Source organism: Blastococcus sp. TF02A-30, from assembly GCF_003319185.1.
Lineage (GTDB): Bacteria > Actinomycetota > Actinomycetes > Mycobacteriales > Geodermatophilaceae > Blastococcus.
Window position 1 is genome coordinate 1 of record NZ_QOHJ01000013.1, and the last position, 18,211, is coordinate 18,211.

At 74.5% G+C, this 18,211-nt stretch carries 19 protein-coding genes and 1 pseudogene; 6 read left to right on the forward strand and 14 right to left on the reverse strand.

Features of this window, described 5'->3' with window-relative positions; all coding sequences use genetic code 11:
* The 5 genes and pseudogenes from DQ241_RS20100 to DQ241_RS20120 form a co-directional block, all read right to left on the reverse strand.
* Positions 1-620: pseudogene (locus tag DQ241_RS20100) on the reverse strand (HNH endonuclease); the annotation flags it as partial.
* Positions 621-721: 101 nt separating this feature from the next.
* Positions 722-1,654 (reverse strand): non-homologous end-joining DNA ligase, encoded by a 933-nt coding sequence (gene ligD / locus DQ241_RS20105; RefSeq protein ID WP_113832030.1) that lies wholly within the window; start codon positions 1,652-1,654, stop codon positions 722-724.
* Positions 1,655-1,706: 52 nt separating this feature from the next.
* On the reverse strand, positions 1,707-3,167 hold the full coding sequence (gene ligD, locus DQ241_RS20110) for a non-homologous end-joining DNA ligase (RefSeq protein ID WP_113832032.1): 1,461 nt from the start codon (positions 3,165-3,167) through the stop codon (positions 1,707-1,709).
* 1 nt (position 3,168) lies between these two features.
* Positions 3,169-4,164, reverse strand: coding sequence for a Ku protein (locus DQ241_RS20115; RefSeq protein WP_113832034.1), 996 nt, complete (start codon positions 4,162-4,164; stop codon positions 3,169-3,171).
* Positions 4,165-4,292: 128 nt separating this feature from the next.
* Complete coding sequence (locus DQ241_RS20120; RefSeq protein ID WP_113832036.1) at positions 4,293-4,868, reverse strand: DUF1360 domain-containing protein; 576 nt, start codon at positions 4,866-4,868, stop codon at positions 4,293-4,295.
* A gap of 178 nt (positions 4,869-5,046) precedes the next feature.
* On the opposite strand from DQ241_RS20120, the gene DQ241_RS20125 reads away from it, so the two are divergent.
* Both DQ241_RS20125 and DQ241_RS20130 read left to right on the forward strand, forming a co-directional pair.
* On the forward strand, positions 5,047-5,487 hold the full coding sequence (locus tag DQ241_RS20125) for a hypothetical protein (protein WP_113832038.1): 441 nt from the start codon (positions 5,047-5,049) through the stop codon (positions 5,485-5,487).
* 249 nt (positions 5,488-5,736) lie between these two features.
* A complete protein-coding gene (locus tag DQ241_RS20130; protein WP_113832040.1) occupies positions 5,737-6,126 on the forward strand; it encodes an STAS domain-containing protein in 390 nt (129 codons plus the stop codon).
* A gap of 71 nt (positions 6,127-6,197) precedes the next feature.
* On the opposite strand, the gene DQ241_RS20135 is transcribed toward DQ241_RS20130, so the two are convergent.
* Positions 6,198-7,202 (reverse strand): DNA topoisomerase IB, encoded by a 1,005-nt coding sequence (locus DQ241_RS20135; protein WP_113832042.1) that lies wholly within the window; start codon positions 7,200-7,202, stop codon positions 6,198-6,200.
* 79 nt (positions 7,203-7,281) lie between these two features.
* Complete coding sequence (locus tag DQ241_RS20140) at positions 7,282-9,150, reverse strand: SpoIIE family protein phosphatase (RefSeq protein WP_233492597.1); 1,869 nt, start codon at positions 9,148-9,150, stop codon at positions 7,282-7,284.
* A gap of 216 nt (positions 9,151-9,366) precedes the next feature.
* On the opposite strand from DQ241_RS20140, the gene DQ241_RS20145 reads away from it, so the two are divergent.
* Both DQ241_RS20145 and DQ241_RS20150 read left to right on the forward strand, forming a co-directional pair.
* Complete coding sequence (locus DQ241_RS20145) at positions 9,367-9,864, forward strand: ATP-binding protein (protein ID WP_113832044.1); 498 nt, start codon at positions 9,367-9,369, stop codon at positions 9,862-9,864.
* A complete protein-coding gene (locus DQ241_RS20150) occupies positions 9,861-10,772 on the forward strand; it encodes an RNA polymerase sigma factor SigF (protein WP_233492598.1) in 912 nt (303 codons plus the stop codon). Before DQ241_RS20145 ends, DQ241_RS20150 begins: the two co-directional genes overlap by 4 nt.
* Positions 10,773-10,825: 53 nt before the next feature.
* Here DQ241_RS20150 and DQ241_RS20155 read toward each other — a convergent pair whose 3' ends face one another.
* Together DQ241_RS20155 and DQ241_RS20160 are read right to left on the reverse strand one after the other, a co-directional pair.
* A complete protein-coding gene (locus DQ241_RS20155; RefSeq protein ID WP_113832046.1) occupies positions 10,826-12,010 on the reverse strand; it encodes an SPFH domain-containing protein in 1,185 nt (394 codons plus the stop codon).
* Positions 12,011-12,089: 79 nt separating this feature from the next.
* Positions 12,090-12,560, reverse strand: a complete 471-nt coding sequence (locus tag DQ241_RS20160; protein ID WP_233492599.1) for an NfeD family protein — start codon at positions 12,558-12,560, stop codon at positions 12,090-12,092.
* A gap of 17 nt (positions 12,561-12,577) precedes the next feature.
* Between DQ241_RS20160 and DQ241_RS20165 the strand changes: the two genes are divergently transcribed.
* Positions 12,578-13,315 carry a hypothetical protein gene (locus tag DQ241_RS20165; RefSeq protein ID WP_113832048.1) on the forward strand — a complete coding sequence of 246 codons (738 nt, stop codon included), beginning with the start codon at positions 12,578-12,580 and terminating at the stop codon, positions 13,313-13,315.
* A 43-nt stretch (positions 13,316-13,358) separates the two neighbouring features.
* Positions 13,359-14,009, forward strand: coding sequence for a hemerythrin domain-containing protein (locus tag DQ241_RS20170; RefSeq protein ID WP_113832050.1), 651 nt, complete (start codon positions 13,359-13,361; stop codon positions 14,007-14,009).
* 10 nt (positions 14,010-14,019) lie between these two features.
* Here DQ241_RS20170 and DQ241_RS20175 read toward each other — a convergent pair whose 3' ends face one another.
* From DQ241_RS20175 to DQ241_RS20195, 5 genes are all read right to left on the reverse strand, one after another.
* Entirely contained in the window at positions 14,020-15,156 is a 1,137-nt protein-coding gene (locus DQ241_RS20175) for a ferrochelatase (protein WP_113832052.1), read from the reverse strand.
* Between the two features lie 38 nt (positions 15,157-15,194).
* A complete protein-coding gene (gene fabI, locus DQ241_RS20180; RefSeq protein ID WP_199584789.1) occupies positions 15,195-15,968 on the reverse strand; it encodes an enoyl-ACP reductase FabI in 774 nt (257 codons plus the stop codon).
* Positions 15,968-16,672, reverse strand: a complete 705-nt coding sequence (gene fabG / locus DQ241_RS20185) for a 3-oxoacyl-ACP reductase FabG (RefSeq protein WP_113832056.1) — start codon at positions 16,670-16,672, stop codon at positions 15,968-15,970. Before fabG ends, fabI begins: the two co-directional genes overlap by 1 nt.
* A gap of 68 nt (positions 16,673-16,740) precedes the next feature.
* Positions 16,741-17,973, reverse strand: coding sequence for an amidohydrolase family protein (locus DQ241_RS20190; protein ID WP_233492600.1), 1,233 nt, complete (start codon positions 17,971-17,973; stop codon positions 16,741-16,743).
* Positions 17,974-18,079: 106 nt separating this feature from the next.
* Positions 18,080-18,211, reverse strand: a 132-nt coding sequence (locus tag DQ241_RS20195) for an integrase core domain-containing protein (protein WP_147252419.1), incomplete at its 5' end; no start/stop codon positions are given.

Below are 18,211 nucleotides of genomic sequence, written 5' to 3' on the forward strand. Positions count from 1 at the left end.
CGCACATCGGCGCGCCGCTGCGCCTGCTCCCGCCGCCGCTCGGCGAACTCCTCGTCCGCCGCGATCGCCGCCGCCACCAGCCGCTTGCGCAGCCGACCCGACGACAACCCGGCCGCGGCCGGCAGCACCGCCGGCACCACCACACCCAGCACCTCGCCGGAGGCATCGGCCAGCACGTCGGCGAACACCCGCGCCCGGAACCAGTCCAGCTCCCCGTCCGCGCACCCCCGCCACACCGCCGGCATCCGCTCCACCAGCTGGTGCGCATCGGCCAGCACCCCGGCGGCGAACACCCGGGAGCAGTTGAGCACCACGGCCAGCTCATCGGGCAGGAACTCCGAGGTGCCCGGCACCGGCGAGCCCGTACCCCGCCGCCGCGCCCCCGGGTGCCCCGGCGGCGGATCATCGGCGTCCGGGCGGGCGGCCGCCAGCGCCATCACCAGCTCCGCTTCGTAGGCGGCATCCATCGCCCGCCGCGCCTGCACCCGGGCCAGCTCTGCGGCGATCTCCTCGTCGGACAGCACCGACACCGGCAGCCGGTCCACCACCGGCGACCGCTCCAGCAGCCGGCCCACCAACGCCCCCTCGACCGGGGAACGCTCGCCGACAGCTGCTGACATGGACCGAACATACGTTCGAGGTACGACAGTTCCGGCGACAACCGGGCAGCAGGCGCGCGGTTGACGATGTCGGTGCCCAGGACGCCCGCCGGGGGGCTGGCCTATGCGTCGGGCAGCGGGGCGCGACGGGCGCCGGCGACGTCGAACAGGTCGCCGTACTCCTCGACCCGGGCAAGGACGTCGTCGGTGGTGAACCGCAGCTCCGCAGGGTCCAGCGAACCGTCGCGCACCGCGTCGACCTCGTCCCAGCCGATCGGCGTGGACACGGTGGCTCCCGCGCGGGCGCGCAGCGAGTACGGGGCGACCGTCGTCTTCGCCGGGTTGTTCTGGCTCCAGTCGATGAGCACCTTGCCCGGCCTCAGCGCCTTCTCCATGCGCCACACGACGTCGTCGGGCGTCTCGGCCGAGAGCTCCTGCGCCAGCTGCTTGGCGTACCGGCTCGGGTGCTCGCGATCGGTGGGCGTCGAGATCGGCGCGTACACCTGCATGCCCTTGGAGCCCGACGTCTTCACCACCGGGTCCAGGCCGTCGGCCTCCAACCGCTGGCCGAGCCGCTCCGCGACGAGGCAGCACTCCAGGATCCCGGTCTCCGGCCCCGGGTCGAGGTCGAGGACCAGCAGGTCGGGCAGCTGCGGGACGTCGTCGTCGTCGACCTGCCACTGCGGGACGTGCAGCTCCAGCGCCGCGAGGTTCGCCGCCCACGCGAGGTCGGGGACGTCCTCCAGCACGACCATGTCGAGCGTCTCCCGGCCGCGTGAGCTGCCCGGGCTCGGGATGGTCACCCGGCGCACCCACTCCGGCGCGTGCCGGGCGCTGTTCTTCTCGAAGAACTGCTGCCCCTCGACGCCGTCGGGCCAGCGGGTGAAGGTGACCGGCCGCCCGGCGAGGTGCGGCAGCAGCACCGGCGCGATCCGGACGTAGTAGTCGATGACCTGCGCCTTGGTGAACCCGACCTCGGGGAACAGCACCTTCTCCAGGTTGGAGACTGCCAGCTGCCGGCCGGCGATCTCCACCCGTTGCTTGGCCGGGCTCATCGTTCGCCCCCGCGCCGGCGGAGCCGGCCGATCGCAGAGCCGCTCACGGGGCTCACGGTTCCCTCACCACGTCGTCCGGCTCGAGGTCCTCCCGCACCCCGCGCCACGACGGGTGCCGCAGCCGGTCGTCCGCCGTCCACACGGCGTAAGCGACCTCGCCGACCAGGTCCGGCTCCACCCAGTGCGCGTCGCGGGTGACCTCGCGCGGCAGCGCCCCCTCGAACGGCGCCGTCGACCGCGGCGTGAGCGTGCGCTGCAGGTGGCGCAGGTCGGCGTCGCTGAACCCGGTGCCGACGTGCCCCACGTACACCAGCCGGCCCTCGTCGTCGGGCACGCCGACCAGCAGCGACCCGATCGTGCCGGAACGCCTCCCCTGCCCGGGCCGCCAGCCGCCGACGACGACCGCCTGGGTGAAGAAGTTCTTCACCTTGCGCCAGTCGGGGCTGCGCACGCCCTCCCGGTACGGCGACTCCAGCCGCTTGGCGACGACGCCCTCCAGCCCGTTCTCCTCGCTGGCCGCCTGCACCTCCGCCCCACCGCCCCGGAACCACGGGGTCAGCACCCAGCGGTGCCCGGCGGGGGCCAGCTCGTCGAGCAGCTCGCGCCGCTCCGCGTACGGCCGGGCCCGGAGGTCCGCGCCGTCGAGCGCCAGCAGGTCGAACACCAGGTAGGTGACCGGCGCGGCGGCCGCCATCCGCGGTACCTCCGGGCCGGTGCGGTGCATGCGGTTCTGCAGCGCCCCGAAGTCGGGACGCCCGGCGGCGTCCATGAGCACGATCTCCCCGTCGACGACGGCGTCGTGCCCGGCCAGCGCGCCGGGCAGCCGCGCCACCTCCGGGTAGCGCACCGTGATGTCGGTGGCCTTGCGCGAGGTCAGGGTGAGCACGCCGCCACGCACGGTGGCCACGGCCCGCACGCCGTCCCACTTGAACTCGTAGCCCCAGCGGGCGTCCTCGTCGGCGGACGGCAGCTCCCCCGCGGTCGCCAGCATCGGCAGCGGGGCGGGGGGCGGCTCCGGCGGCGGGGTGGCGTCGAGCTTGCGGATGTTCCAGCTGCCGTCGGCCAGCGGGAACAGCGCGTACCGGCCGGACAGCCGGCGGCCGTCGAAGGTGACGATGACGTGCCGGTCGTCCCACTTCTCGGTGGCGTAGCGGCCGGCGTCCCAGATGGTCACCTCACCGCCGCCGTACTCGCCGGCGGTGATCGTGCCGGCGAACGAGGCGTACTCCAGCGGGTGGTCCTCGGTGGGGACGGCGAGCCGGTTGCTGCCCGGCTCCAGCGGCGGCCCTTTGGGCACCGCCCAGCTCTTCAGGACGCCGTCGCGCTCCAGCCGCAGGTCCCAGTGCACCCGCTCGCCGGTCCGCCCGCGGGGCGTGTGGTGCTCCTGGACGACGAAGGTGTCGTCGTCCCCCACGGGCAGCGGCTGCCCGGCCGGCGGCACCGGTTCCGCGGTGCGCGCCGAGTCCCGCTTGGCGCGGTACTCGGCGAGCGGGTCGTCCCGCCGGGCCGGCACGTCAGGCGCTGCGGCGGGCGCGCTTGGCCGGCGGCTTGTCGGCGCTCGCGGTCTTCTTCGCCGCCGTCGTCTTCTTCGCGGCCGTGGTCTTGTCCGTGGCCGTGGTCTTCTTCGCCGCGGCGGCTTTCTTGGCCGGCGCCTTCTCCTCGGACGACGCGGCCTTCTTCGCCGGGGCGCGCTTCGCAGGGGCCTTCTTCGCCGGCGCCTCGTCCTCGGACGCGGCCCCGCCCCGGGCCCGCTCGACGCTGCGCCGCAGCGCGCTCATCAGGTCGACCACCGCGGCGCCGTCGTCGGGCACCTCGGCCGGCTGCGCGACCTCCCCACCGCTCTGCTTGGCCTCCAGCAGCGCGGTCATGGCCTCGCGGTAGTCATCGGTGAACTCGGTCGGGTCGAACTCACCTGTCATCGAGCCGATCAGCGCCTCGGCCATCTGCAGCTCCTGCGGCCGGACCGAGATGTCCTCGTCGAGGAACCCGAAGTCGGGACGACGGATCTCGTCGGGCCAGCGCATCGTGTGCAGCACCAGCACGCCGTCGCGCACGCGCAGCGCGGCCAGCGACTCCCGCTGGCGCAGCGCGATCTTGGTGATGGCGACCTGGCCGGCGTTCTCCAGCGCGTCGCGCAGCAGCACGTACGGGCGGGCCGCGGGACCGTCGGGCTCGAGGTAGTAGGTCTTCTCGAACATGATCGGGTCGATCTCGTCCTGCGCGACGAACTCCAGCACCTCGATCTCGCGCCGCGTCGCCAGCGGCAGCTCGTCGAAGTCCTCGTCGGTGAGGATCACGACCTCGCCGCTGGGCAGCTCGTAGCCCTTGGCGATGTCGCCGTACTCGACCTCTTCGCCGTCGACCGAGCAGACGCGCTTGTACTTGATCCGCCCGCCGTCGGCGGCGTGCACCTGGTGGAAGCGGATGTCCTTGTCCTCGGTCGCCGAGTACAGCTTCACGCCGATGCTGACGAGGCCGAAGGACACGGCCCCGCGCCAGATCGATCGCATGCCGCCCCTTCCGCCGCCGGGCCCTCTCCGGGCCCGTGCCAGGTCAAGATCACAGGATAGGGGCGCAGGCCTACCCGCGGCAGCCGGAACGACGCGCCCGCTCCCCCGTCAGGAGGACCCGGCGCCGATCAGCTCTCGACGCCGGCCTCCGGCTCGCCCGGCGCCAGCGCGCCGTTCTGGATGGCGTCGTAGACGAACTGGAGGACGTCGGAGCCGGCCACCGTGGTCATCGTCAGCGCGGCCAGCCGGGTGGCCCGCGGTGCGGTGACGTAGCCGAAGACGAACGCCGTCCCCACCCACTGCGCGAGGCAGAACGGGCAGGTGAGCAGCTCCCCCACGGCGTGCTTCACGCCGCCGTGCTCGCGCACCTCCTCGGCCACCTCGGCGTGGCCCGACGGACCCTCGAAGCGCACGAACGGCGCCCGGAACGGCGCCGTCACCGGGTCCTTGGCGATGCGGCGGGCCAGCCGGAACGTGGCGACGGTCAGCAGCGCGGCGTCGCCGAACGGGATGCGCTCGGGCAGCTGCCTCCCGGACGCCCGCACCGCGGCGGCGCCGCCGGCCACCAGGCTCGCGTACACGCCCATCGCGCCCAGGTCACCGCCCAGGGGACGCGGCTCGCCGTTCGTGTAGGCCTTCTTCTGGTGCCGGGCCCACCGGCGGACCGGCTCCCCGATCCGCTGCACGCCGTCCTGGATCGCCATGCCGGGCGCGCTACCCCCGCCGCCGCCGGGCCATGCCCCGCGTGCCGCGCGGCACACCGGCGCATGCCGTGCCGGGTGCCGGGTAGGGCGGTGGTCCGACGCCGGTCACCCGACCGGCCCACGGCCCCCTCGCGGGGCGACGGACGCGGGTGCGCCCGCCGACGAACGGAAGGCTGCGATGACCGACCCCGGTACCACCGACGGCACCACCCAGACCGAGGGCCAGACCGCCCGCGACATCTTCCCCGAGGACGACGGCATCCCCGAGGTGGCGCAGGACGACTCGCCCACCATGCAGCGCGCCGAGGACCCCGAGTTCATGGCGATGCCGGGCGAGAGCCCCACGGCGACCACCGACTTCGGCACCACGGCGTTCGAGCAGTCGGAGGGCGAGTCGCTCACCGACCGGCTGGAGCGCGAGATCCCCGACGACGCCCCGGACGTCCGCCCGGCGGAGGACCCGCAGCGCGCCGAGGCGCAGCTCGAGCAGGACACCTCGACCACGCCGGACAGCGACTCGGGCACCAACCGCACGGCCGACGACGTCGAGGCCACCGCCGACGTGCCGATCGGCGGCGAGGGCCCCGAGGAGAGCGCGGTGCACGTCATCGACGGCTGACCGACCGCGCACCTGCCCGGCCCGGGGACGGCACCAGCCGTCTCCCGGGCCGGTTGGCGTGCGCACCGGTGGTTGTCTACGTTGGGACGGCGGTTGAGCAGGCAGCCGCACACCCGGCCGGCCCACGAGGACCGCGCCGCACGCGTACGACGACCGATCGGACCGGGGGCATCCATCCCCCGGACCGCACGGCGGTAGATTGACCGACGGTGTGCCAATGGCAGACCGCCGCCGAGAGGAGCACTGTCCGTGACCACTTCCGACCTGCCCGCCGAGGGGCAGCCCGACGTGTCGACCGAGGGCACCGAGGCACCCTTCGACGACGTGATCACGCTCTCGACCTCCGAAGAGGACGGCGTGGTGACGGTGACGGTCGTCGGCGAGGTGGACACGTTCACCGCCCCGGTCCTCCGTTCGACGCTGGACAGCCAGCTGGAGCAGTCGCCGCGCGAGCTCGTCATCGACCTGTCCGGCGTCCAGTTCCTGGGCTCCGCCGGCCTGGCCGTGCTCGTCGAGACGCAGAAGTCCGCCCGCGCCAAGGAGGTCGGCCTGCGGCTGATCGCCACGACCCGCGCGGTCACCCGCCCGCTCGAGGTCACCGAGCTGATCGACCTGTTCACGATCGCCGACGCCCGCTGAACCCCCGCCGGGCTCCCGCCCGGCGGCACGAAGGCCCCGCCCGGACACGTCCGGCGGGGCCTTCGTCGTCCCTACGCCGAGAGCAGCCGGCAGACCGCCTGCTCGAGCACCTTCTGGGTGTCGCGGTCGGCCATCCCGCCCGACGACAGTGCCTCGTCCGCCGCCTCGAGCACGTGCGCCACCGTCTCGCCGTGCTCGTACCGGTCGACCACCCGCGGGTCCACGTAGCTGGCCTTGCACACCGCCGGCGTGTTGCCCAGCTGCTGGCTGACCACCTTGTAGGCGGCGCTGATCGTCTTCTTGCGGGCCGTCTTCGAGGCCGGCGGCGGCGCCTCGGCGAGGGTCGCGGCCATGAGCACCGTCGCCGTCCAGGTGCGGAAGTCCTTCGCCGAGATCTCCGCGCCGCTGATCTCCTTGAGGTAGGCGTTGATCTCCGCGCTGGTCACGTCCCGCCACTCGCCGTCGTCGGTCTGGTAGGCCAGCAGGTCCTCCCCCGCGTCCGCCGGGCGCTCCAGCAGCTGCCGGACGACGGTCGCCGTCGGCCGGTCGGTGATCTCCACCTCGCGCTCGATGCCGCCCTTGGCGACGTAGGAGTAGAACGTCCGCTCGCCGCGCACCGAGACGTGCGCCCGCTTGAGCGTGGCCAGCCCGTAGGTCCCGTTCTCCTCCTCGTACTGCTCGCTGCCCACCCGGAAGGCGCCGAGGTCGAGCAGCCGGATCGCGGTCGCCAGCACCCGGTCGCGGCCCAGCCCGCGGGTGCGCAGGCCGGCCCGCACGGCGTCCCGCACGTCGGGCAGCTGGCGGGCGATCTCCAGCACCCGCTCGTGCTTCTCCGCGTCCCGCCGGGCGCGCCACTGGTCGTGGTAGCGGTACTGCCTGCGGCCGGCCACGTCGACCCCGGTGGCCTGGATGTGGCCGTTCGGCCAGGGGCAGATCCAGACGTCCTTCCAGGCCGGCGGGATCGCCAGGCCGCGGATCCGGTCGAGCTGGTCGTCGTCGCGGATCAGCTGCCCGTCCAGGTCGTAGTAGGCGAACCCCCGCCCCGCCCGCCGGCGCCGGAACCCGGGCCCGTTCACGTCACTGCGCCGCAACCTCACGGGCGGTGGGTGGGCAACGGAGCCGTTCCGCAAACGCCGCGGCGACGCGGGTCACCCGTCAGCGGAGGTCGACCAGCCCCGCCAGTCCGCTCACCTCGAGCACGTGCCGGGTGACCCCGCCCGCCGGCGCGTGCACCGGCAGCCGCCAGCCCTCGTCCTGGGCGATGCGGGCGATGGCGAGCACCACCCGCACGGCGGCGCTGCTGAACAGGGTCACGCCGGAGAGGTCCAGCTCGATCCGGCCGGTGCCCCCGTGGCTGGCCTCGAGCAGCCGGATGCGCAGCTGCTCGGCGCCGACCTGGTCGACGGCCCCGGCCGCGCGCACCACCGGCCGCTCGCCCTCGCGGTCCACCACGACGGCCGTGGTGTCGCTCGCGCCACCCTGCTCGGGGTCGGACTCGGGCGCCCGTCGCAGCCGGAGGCTGAGCGTCACCGTCGTGCCCCGCTCCTCCTGCAGGGTCACCCCGTCGACCAGCTGGCGCATGATCAGCAGACCCCGGCCGCGGTCGCCGGGGTCGCGGTCCGGGGGCCGCCAGGTGCCCTCGTCGCGCACGGTCACGGTGAGGACGCCGTCGACGTCCACCTCCGCCCGCACCTGCATCGGGCCGGGCTCGGTGCCGCGGTAGGCGTGCTCGGCGGCGTTCGCGCACGCCTCGCCGACCGCCACCATCACCCCGACCCGGTCCTGCTCGCCGAGCCCGGCGGAGGTGAGCCAGGCGCCGATCCTGCGGCGGATGCCCGGCAGCGCGGCGGGGACGGCGAGGAGGTCGAGCTGCAGGGGCTCCTGCGTCGTGGCGCGGCGGTGCACGACCAGGACGGCGACGTCGTCGACGAAGCCCTGCGGTCGCCGCACCCCCTCGGCGATGGCCGTGGCCAGGCCGGCGGACTTCTCGGGGTCGCCGACGTCCGGACCGGACAGGACCCCGGTGGCGACCTGCACGAGCCGGTCGAGTCCGGCGGCGTAGTCGGGGGCCCCGGCGAGCGCGCCGTTGGAGAAGAGCACCAGGGTGGCCCCCTGCGCGAGGACGTGCTCGGCGACCGGTGCCCCGGCGCCGGGCAGCGTGCCCAGCGGCGGCCGGGGCGTCATCGGGAGGAACTCGGTGCTGCCGTCGGCGGCCACCACCAGCGGTGCGGGGTGCGCCGCGGCGGTGTAGGTGAGGACGCCGCTGGCCGCGTCGAGCACGCCGTAGAACACCGAGGCGCCCTCGATGTCGTCCATCTGCGTCGCCACCGCGTCGAGGCCGGTCAGCACGTGCGCCGGGGACGGGTCGCGGAGAGCGCTGGACCGCATCGCCCCGCGCAACCGGCTCATCGCGCCGGCCGCAGCCACGCCGTGCCCGACGGCGTCCCCCACCACGAGGGCGACGTTCCCGGAGCCCAGCGGCACCGCGTCGTACCAGTCACCGCCGGCGGCCCGCACCGAGGACGCCTGGTGGTAGCTGCCGGCGAGCGCCAGGTCGGGCAGCATCGGCAGGGACGGCGGCAGCAGCGACAGCTGCGCCTGCTCGACCAGATCGACCGGCGGCGCGGACCACACCGCGGGATCGGCGCCGTCGTCGTCGTGCTCCAGGACCAGCATCGCGCCGGGAGCGCCTCCCACGGGCATCGCCCGCACGACCACGGTCACCGCCGGCCCCTCGGCGGACCCCAGCGGGCCGCACAGCGTCTCGCGGCGTCCGGTGCCGATCACGCCGTCCACGACGTCGGCCAGCGACCTGCCGTCGACGACGGGCAGATCCGCGCGGTCCGTGCCCAGCGCCCGGGCGCGGGCGTTGGCCCAGACCGGCCGGGCCCGCGGCCCCGCGAGGCAGTAGATGGCGGCGTCCGCGGACTCCATGGCTGCGACCAGCGCGGCGGCACCCTCGTCCCCGTCGGCGTCGGCGCCGCCCCCGGGGAGGGGTGGCTGCTTGCCGTGGCTGGCGCTCATCCCCGGCCAGGAAACAACAGGGTGTGACCACCGGCAACCGCGCGCGGCGGTGACCGGCGCGACGTTTGGACACCCGCGACCTACGGGTATGGCGTCTCCTCGGTGCCTTCGGCCTGCCTCGCGTCCTCCAGCCGGAGCGCCGCGGTCGCATCCCGGCAGAATGGCACCCGCGGAGCTCGAAGGCCGAGTGCGCCGGAACGAAGGAGCGGGACACGGATGGTCGACTCGAGGGGTGCCCTCGCGCAGGACGGGCGGCGCGCGGAACGACTGGAGCTGCGGGTGCCCATCACCCCGATGCAGCTGCCGGCGGTGCGGGCGATGGCCGGTGACCTGGCCATCCGGATGGACTACGACCTCGACAGCGTCGAGGACCTGCGGCTCGCGGTGGACGAGGCCTGCGCGACCCTGGCGAGCGTCGTCCAGGGCGACGCCCCGCTGACCGTCGTCTTCGAGACGACCCGCGCCGGGCTGCACATCGAGGCCTGGGTGCCGACCGCCGCCGGCACCCAGGTGCCGCGCGACGGCTTCGGCTGGGCGGTGCTGGCCACGCTGGTCGACACCGTCGACGGCCGGCCCTCGACGCAGGCCGAGGTACCGGGCGGGAACGGAACCGACGCCCCCGTTGCTCTCATCGCCATGGACAAGTACCTGCCGGGGCAGCGGCCCTCCGAGCTGGCGGGCGGAGCAGGTCAGAACCTCTCGGTGGCCCGGTGACCCGGTCGCCGGCCACCGACCCCACGGGGATCGCGGTGGACCCCGACCTCGCTGCGGCCGAGCAGCCGCGCGAGGGCGCTCCGGCGGCCGTCGCCCCGGAGCCGCGGGAGGCCCCGGAGCCCGAGAAGGACGCACCCCCGATCTCGGAGAATCGCCGCCGCGCCGAGCGCACGGCGCCGCTGTTCGCCGAGCTGGCCACCCTGGAGAAGGACGACCCGCGCCGGGAGCGGCTGCGGGAGATCCTGGTCGAGGAGCACCTGCCCCTGGTCCGGCACTTCGCGCGCCGGTTCAGCAACCGCGGTGAGCCCTTCGACGACCTGCTGCAGGTCGGCACGCTGGGCCTGATCGCCGCGATCGACCGGTTCGACCCGACCCGCGGCGTGGAGTTCCTCTCCTTCGCCGTGCCGACGATCACCGGTGAGATCAAGCGGCACTTCCGCGACCAGGGCTGGTCGGTGCGCGTCCCGCGGCGGCTGCAGGAGCTGCACCTGTCGCTGAACGCCGCCGTCGGCGAACTGGCGCAGAAGAACGGGCGCGCCCCGACCCCGAGCGAGCTCGCCGAGCACCTGGGCATCCCGCGCGAGGAGGTCCTCGAGGGCCTCGCCGTCGCCAACGCCTACCGGAGCAGCTCGCTGGACGAGCGCCTGTCCGGCGAGGAGGACTCCCCCACCCTGGCCGCGACGCTGGGCGAGGAGGACGCCGCGCTCGAGGGCGTGGAGTACCGCGAGTCGCTGCAGCCCCTGCTGGCCACCATCCCGGCCCGCGAGCGCCGCATCCTCATCCTGCGGTTCTTCGGCAACATGACCCAGTCGCAGATCGCGGCCGACATCGGCATCTCGCAGATGCACGTGTCGCGGCTGCTGTCCCAGACGCTGGCCAAGCTCCGCGAGGGCCTGCTCAAGGACTGAACGCCGGTGGCCCGGGACCGCGAGGTCCCGGGCCACCGTCGTCCTGGCTGCGGCTACTCCCCGTCGCGGTTGCGCGGGTCGGCTGCCGGCCCGCTGTCCTTCACGTCCTGCGTGACCTGGGACAGCGGCGGCGGGGTGGGGATGGCCGGCTCGGAGTCGGTGATGCTCGACAGCTCGATCCGGGCCTCCGGCTGGTCGGCCGCCGCCGGCACCTGCGACTCGAACCAGCTGCTGGTGTCCAGCCCGCCGCCCTTCGGGCCGCCGCCGTCGCCGTTCGGCTCGACGTCCAGCCACGACTTCCCCTCGGACGCGCCGCCCAGGTTGGCCAGACCCTCCAGCGCCTTGCTGAACTCGCTGGGGACGATCCACATCTTGTTGGCGTCGCCCTGCGCGATCTGCGGCAGCGTCTGCAGGTACTGGTAGGCCAGCAGCCCCTGGTCGGGCTTCCCGTCGTGGATCGCCTGGAACACCGTCTCGATCGACTTCGCCTGGCCCTGCGCCTGCAGGAACAGCGCGGCGCGCTCACCCTCGGCGCGCAGGATCCGGCTCTGCCGCTCGGCCTCCGCCTCGAGGATCGCCGCCTGCTTGCGGCCCTCCGCCGAGAGGATGGCCGAGGCCTTCTCGCCCTCGGCCGAGGTGATGGCGGCCTGCCGCTGGCCCTCGGCGGTGAGGATCATGGCGCGCTTGTCGCGGTCGGCGCGCATCTGCTTCTCCATGGAGTCCTGGATCGACAGCGGCGGGTCGATCGCCTTGATCTCCACCCGCGCCACGCGCAGCCCCCACGGGCCGGTGGTCCCGTCGAGCACCTCGCGCAGCTGGCTGTTGATGCCGTCGCGCCCGGTGAGCGCGCCCTCGAGGTTCAACCCGCCGACGACGTTGCGCAGCGTCGTCGTCGTCAGCTGCTCCATGCCGGTGATGTAGTTGGCGATGCCGTACACGGCCAGGCGCGGGTCGGTGACCTGGAAGTAGACGACGGTGTCGATCCCGACCTGCAGGTTGTCGGCGGTGATCACCGGCTGGGGCGGGAAGGAGATGACCTGCTCGCGCAGGTCGATCGTGGCCCGGACCCGGTCGACGAAGGGGACGAGGACGGAGAGGCCGGGCGAGAGCGTGCGGCTGTAGCGGCCGAGCCGCTCGATCACCTTGGCCTGGGCCTGCGGCACGATCGTGACGCTCTTGGCCAGCACGAAGATCACGAGCAGCGCCACGACGATCAGCGCGATGAGGGCGGGTTCCACGGGAGCCTCCTGGACTCGGGGGCGGACGTTCCGAGCCTTTCACGTCCGGCATCCCCGGTCACGGGTTGCGCCGGGTGGTTCACTCCAGCGCGTCGCCCACCACGGCGGTCGCGCCGTCGACCTGCAGGATCCGCACCGTCTCCCCCACCGCGAAGCTCTCGCCGCTGTGCTGGCTGCGCGCGCTCCACTCCTCCGCGCCCATCCGGATCCGGCCGCCGGAGACGTCGACCGCGCGGGTCACCTTCGCCGTCTTCCCCACGAGGGTGTCCACGCCGTCGAGCTGCAGCGGGGTCCGGTCGGTGAGGTGCCGCTTGGCGATCGGCCGGACGACGCCGAGCAGCGCGGCGGACACGACGATGAAGGCGAGCAGCTGGAGGACGACGGGGCCGCCGGCCAGGGCCACGGCCATGCCGCCCAGCGCACCGCCGGCGAACATGAGCAGGACCAGGTCGAGCGTCGCCATCTCCCCAGCGGCGAAGAGCCCTCCCGCGATGAGCCACAGCAGCCAGGCAGCCATGGCCGGAGTCTCCCAGACGGTGGCGCTGCGCACGGTCGTAGCCTCGCTGGGTGCACGACTTCTCCGCCGGCCGGTTCGCGACCTGGGCCACCGCCTGGCTCAGCGGCCGCGCCTCCTACGACGACGCCCTCGACGCGATCACCGCCGACGCGGCCCACCGGGTGACCGGCCTCCCCGGGACCGGGGGCGCCGTGCCGCTCGGCGAGGCGCTCAGCGCCCTGCGCGGGCTGGGCGAAGGGCGGCTGCGGCTGGTCCTGCCCGCCCCCGGCGACGTCCGCGGGCTGCCGGCCGTGCCGGGGCTCGCGCCGGTGGCGCTGGAGGCCGGGCAGGCCGCCGTCGGCACGCGGGTCGTCCTGGTGCCCGAGGCGATCGGCTCGGACGTGCTGCAGTGGACGGCGTTCCCGCTCGACGGCGTCGCACCCCCGCCGCCGCCGGTCGAGGGAACGCTGCGCGCGGCCTCCGGGGCGCTGGACCTGGCGATGGTCGACGCCGCCCGCACGCTGGCCGAGCTGGACCTCGCCCGCTGGCACCCGGAGGTGCCGGCGCTGCTGGCCGACCTGGGCAAGCCCGTCCGCGGCGCCGCCCTGCCCGACGACACCGACCCGCTGGCCCTGTCCCTCCTGGCCCGTGCCCTGCGCCTGGCCGCGGTGCTCGACCTGGCGCTCACCGACGCGCCGGGCGGTGCGGTCAACCACCGCCAGGCGGCGGCCCGGGACGAGGCGCTGCGGCCCCTGTCGACGGCCGTCCGGGAGGCGGTCACCGCTGCCTGCAACTGGATCCCGCGGTAGCGACCCGGTTCCGGCGCCCGTCGTGCGTCGCTAGCGTTCGCCCATGACCGCGCCGATGACCATGAACCGGGTGATCCACGCCGCGGTGCGGCGGGACCTGGAGCGCCTCGCCAGAGCCCTGGACGACTGGCAGGACGGCGACCGCGCCCGCGGCGGCGAGCTCGAGCGGGCGTTCGGGAACCTGCGCACCGAGCTGACCCACCACCACGAGGGCGAGGACACCCACATCTGGCCGATGCTGGCCGGCGTCGGCGTCGACCCCGCGCTGCTCGCGACGATGGAGTCCGAGCACCACGCCATGGCGCAGGCGCTGGCCGGGACGTCGGCGGCGCTGTCCGCCCTGGCCGCGAGCGGCACGGCAGCGGCCGCCGCGGAGGCGCGGGCCAGCGTCGCCCGCACGCGGGACGTGGTCGAGCAGCACCTGCGGCACGAGGAGGACGAGCTGGAGCCGCAGCTGGCGCCGCACCACGACTCCCCCGCGTGGAAAACCGTCGAGAAGAAGCTGCGCAACCAGCCGCTGCCGGTGGCCGGACGGTTCTTCGCCTGGCTCACCGACGGGATGGGCGAACGCGAGCGCACCTTCCTGCGCTCGACCGTCCCCGCGCCGATGGTCCTCGTCCTGGCCCGCGTCTTCGGCCGGCGCTACACCCGCGAGATCGCCCCGCTCTGGCGCACGCCGACGACCCGCCACTGACCCCCGGGGGTCAGCGCGCCGGACGCGGGGGCACGAAGCAGCAGCTGGCCGGGCAGTTGGTGCCCAGCCGCGGCTCGCCACCGGCGCGGCGCTCGGTCAGCAGCTCGACCAGCGACCGGACGAAGTCCGGGTGGGTGCCGGCCGTGGCCGCGCGGGCGAACGCCAGGCCCAGCTCCTCGGCGGTCTCCTTCGCCTCGTTGTCGAGGTCCCAGATCACCTCGAGGTGGTCGCTGACGAACCCGACCGGGAAGAGCACGACCGCCTTCTCCCCCGCCTGGGCCAGCGCCTGCAGGTGGTCGTTGACGTCGGGCTCCAGCCACGGCACCGACGGCGGGCCGGACCGGCTCTGCCACACCAGGTCGAAGGGCCGGCCCGGTGCGGCCAGGTCGACGACGTGCTGCGCGGTGGCCATCAGCTCCGCCTCGTAGGCGTGCCCCTGCGGTCCCGCGACGGCGGCCATCGAGTCGGGGATGCTGTGCGCCGTCGCGACCAGCCGGGCGGTGTCGCGGACGTCGGCGGGCAGCTCGGCGAGCGCCGCGGCCAGGGCGTCGGCGTTGGCCTTCACGAAGCCGTCGGCGTCGAAGTAGTGCGGCAGCTTCTCCGCCGTCGGGCCGCCCGGCGCGGCGGCGTCGCCGGTCAGCGCGGCGCGGGCTCGGGCGATGTCCTCGTGGTACTGCCGGCAGCCGGAGAACGACGCGTACGCCGACGTCGCCAGGACGTAGGCGTGCTGGATGCCGTCGTCGGCCATCTGCTGCCAGACGTCCTCGACGTAGGGCGCCCAGTTCCGGTTGCCCCAGTAGACCGGGAGGTCGACGCCGGCGGCCTCCAGCTCGGCCTCGAGCGCCGCGAGCAGCGCCTTGTTCTGGTCGTTGATCGGGCTGACCCCGCCGAAGTGGTGGTAGTGCTCCGCCACCTCCTCGAGCCGCTCGCGCGGGATGCCGCGGCCGCGGGTGACGTTCTCGAGGAACGGCATCACGTCGTCGTGGCCCTCGGGGCCGCCGAAGGAGAGCAGCAGCAGCGCCTCCCGGCGGCCGGCCGGGGCCGGGGCCGACGACGGCTCGACGCCGCCGTTGTTGCGGACCGCGAGCGAGGGGTCCTCGTCGGGGCGCTGGCCGGCAGGGGTGATCTCGGTGGTGGAGCGGGGCACGTGGGTTCTTTCCTGTTGCGGGACGGTTCCGGATGCACTCACACGCCGACGGCGTGGAAGCCTCCGTCGACGTGGACGATCTCGCCGGTGGTGGCGGGGAACCAGTCCGACAGCAGCGCGACGACGGCCTTGCCGGCGGGCTCGGTGTCGGTCACCGACCAGCCCAGCGGCGCCCTGCCCTCCCACGCCTCCTCGAACTGCTTGCTGCCGGGGATCGACTTCATCGCCATGCTGCGCAGCGGGCCGGCGGCGACGATGTTGGAGCGCACGCCGTCGGGCCCGAGCTCGCGGGCCACGTACCGGCTGACCGACTCCAGCGCCGCCTTGGCCGCGCCCATCCAGCCGTACACCGGCCAGGCCACCGACGCGTCGAAGGTCAGCCCGACGACCGAGGAGGGGTTGGCGAGCAGCGGCCGGCAGGCCTGGGTGAGGGAGGCGTAGGACCAGGAGGACACCTGGAACGCCGTGGCGGCGTGCTCCCACGCGACCTCCGGGAAGCCCTCGCCCATGGCCTCCTGCGGCGCGAAGCCGATGGAGTGCACGACGCCGTCGAGGGTGTCGAAACCCTGCTCGCGCAGCCGGTCGGCCAGCGTGGACAGGTGCTCGGTGTTCGTGACGTCGAGCTCGACGACGGCGGCCTCCTGCGGCAGCCGCTTGGCGATCCGCTGACACAGCGACAGCGCGCGGCCGAAGTTGGACAGGACCAGGGTGGCGCCCTGCTCCTGCGCCAGGCGGGCCGTCGCGAAGGCGATCGACGCCTCGGTCAGCACGCCGGTGACGAGGACCTTCTTGCCCTCGAGGATGCCGCTCATCAGTGCCCCATTCCCAGTCCGCCGTCGACCGGGACGACCGCCCCGGTGATGTAGCCGGCCGCGTCGCCGGCGAGGAAGGTGACGACGCCGGCGATCTCCTCGGCCGAGGCGTACCGGCCCAGCGGCACCTGCCCGAGGATCTCCTTCTGCCGGGCCTCCGGCAGCGCCGCGGTCATGTCGGTGGTGACGAAGCCGGGCGCGACCACGTTGGCCGTGATGCCGCGGCTGCCGAGCTCGCGGGCGATCGAGCGGGCCAGGCCGACGAGGCCGGCCTTGGACGCCGCGTAGTTGGTCTGGCCGGCCGAGCCGAGCAGCCCGACGACCGACGACACGAAGATCATCCGGCCCGAGCGCGCGCGGACCATCTTCGCCGCCGCCCGCTTGGCCACCCGGTAGGCGGCGGTCAGGTTGGCGTCGACGACCTCGGTGAAGTCGTCTTCCTTCATCCGCATGAGCAGGCCGTCACGGGTGATGCCGGCGTTGCTCACCAGCACCTCGACCGGGCCCTGGTGCGCCTCGATCTCGCCGAAGGCGCGGTCGACGTCCTCGGCGCTGGTGACGTCGCACTGCACGCCGAACAGCCCGTCGGGGGCGCCGCTGCCGCGGTGCGTGACGGCCACCGAGTCGCCCTGCTCCTGGAAGGCGCGGGCGATGGCCAGGCCGATCCCCCGGTTCCCGCCGGTCACCAGCACCGACCTGCTCACGCGCCACTCCCCTGCCGCCGACCCGCTGTTCCGGTCCGAACCTAGCCGGTGGTCGCAGGTCACACCGCCTACCCGCGAGTAGCCCCCGCGATCACCCGGCCGGCGCGGACGACGGCGCGCGGCGCGGCGTGCCGGGCCAGCAGGTCGACGGTGCGGGTCGCGTCGTGCACCAGGAGGTCGGCCGGGCCACCGACCCGCAGCCCGTAGCCGGGCAGCCCGAGCACCCGGGCCGCGGACGTCGTCACCAGGTCGACGAGCACCTGCTGCTGGGCGGCCGAGCGCATGTCCAGCAGGTGCGCGGCGAGGAACGCGACCTCCAGCAGGTTGTGCCGGCCGAAGGGGTAGTACGCGTCCTCGATGTCGTCCTGCCCCAGGGCCACGGCGACGCCGGCCGCGAGCGCCCGCTCCACCGGCAGCGCCACGGACCCGGTGTGCGGATCGCTGACCAGCCCCAGGCCGCTGCGCCGGGCCAGGTCCAGCACCTCGTCTTGGCGGGCCCGGTCGTAGTGACCCAGCGCCCGGGCGTGGCAGGCCACGCCGCGGCCGGTCAGCCCGTGCCGCAGCATCGCCTCGGCCAGCATCGCCGTCGTCGCCAGGGAGGGGTCCGGGGAGTCGTCGGTGAGCATCGCGACCCGCCGTCCGGTGCGGGCCGCCAGGGCGCACGCCCACTCGACGTGCGCCTCCTGGTCGGCGACCGACTCCTCGATCCAGGGGATCCCCCCGACCACGTCGGCCCCCAGGTCGAGGGCCTGCTCGACCAGCTCGGCCGAGCCCGGGTCCCGGAGCACGCCGTCCTGCGGGAAGGCGACGACGGAGACGTCCACCCGGCCGCGGAACTCCTCCCGCGCCGCCAGCACCGCCTGCACCCCGACCAGCCCCGCGGCGGTGTCGACGTCGGCGAAGGCCTGCACGGTGAGCACGCCGTGGGTGAGCCCCTCCTCCAGCGCGCGGCGCACCTCCGGCAGGAGCCGTTCCACCGTGTAGTGCTGCTTCACGGCGCTGGCCAGGTCGATGCCGAGCGCCGACCCGGCCATGCCGTCGGCGGTGTAGGCGGTCAGGGCCGCCTCGCCGATCAAGGGGAGCGTGCGGACCTTGTCCAGGTGCAGGTGCGCGTCGACGAAGGGCTCGGTGACCAGGCCGCCGGCCGCGTCGAGCACCGCCGCCCGGTCGGGGACGGCCAGCTCGCCGACCGGGGCCACGTCGGTGACCACCCCGCCCTTGCACTGGAGGTCGACCACCCGCCCGTCGCGCAGCCGCGCCGCGGTGACGACCAGCGCCCCCGGTCCGTGCTCCTGCTCCACCGTGCCTCCTCGTCCGCCGACCGCAGGATGGAGTCGACCGCGTGCGGATGACAGAGACGAGTGCGCCGCGTGACGGGCTCGTGACGCCGAGAGGTACCGGCCGGGCCTAGATGTACTGACCGGACAGGTTGGTCAAGCGGGTGATGGGTGGCTGACGTCCGGTCGCGGTGTGGGGTCGGTGATGGTTGTACTCGTGGAGCCAGGCCGGGAGGGCCTTGCGGCGTGCTGACTCGCTGGG

Bases quoted from the DNA above. Each gene is read 5' to 3' on its own strand.
- DQ241_RS20120 (WP_113832036.1), bottom strand. From the start codon at position 4,868: ATGGCGATCCAGGACGGCGTGCAGCGGATCGGGGAGCCGGTCCGCCGG.
- DQ241_RS20125 (WP_113832038.1), top strand. From the start codon at position 5,047: ATGACCGACCCCGGTACCACCGACGGCACCACCCAGACCGAGGGCCAG.
- DQ241_RS20145 (WP_113832044.1), top strand. From the start codon at position 9,367: ATGGTCGACTCGAGGGGTGCCCTCGCGCAGGACGGGCGGCGCGCGGAA.
- DQ241_RS20170 (WP_113832050.1), top strand. From the start codon at position 13,359: ATGACCGCGCCGATGACCATGAACCGGGTGATCCACGCCGCGGTGCGG.
- fabI (WP_199584789.1), bottom strand. From the start codon at position 15,968: ATGAGCGGCATCCTCGAGGGCAAGAAGGTCCTCGTCACCGGCGTGCTG.
- DQ241_RS20115 (WP_113832034.1), bottom strand. From the start codon at position 4,164: ATGCGATCGATCTGGCGCGGGGCCGTGTCCTTCGGCCTCGTCAGCATC.
- ligD (WP_113832030.1), bottom strand. From the start codon at position 1,654: ATGAGCCCGGCCAAGCAACGGGTGGAGATCGCCGGCCGGCAGCTGGCA.
- DQ241_RS20140 (WP_233492597.1), bottom strand. From the start codon at position 9,150: ATGAGCGCCAGCCACGGCAAGCAGCCACCCCTCCCCGGGGGCGGCGCC.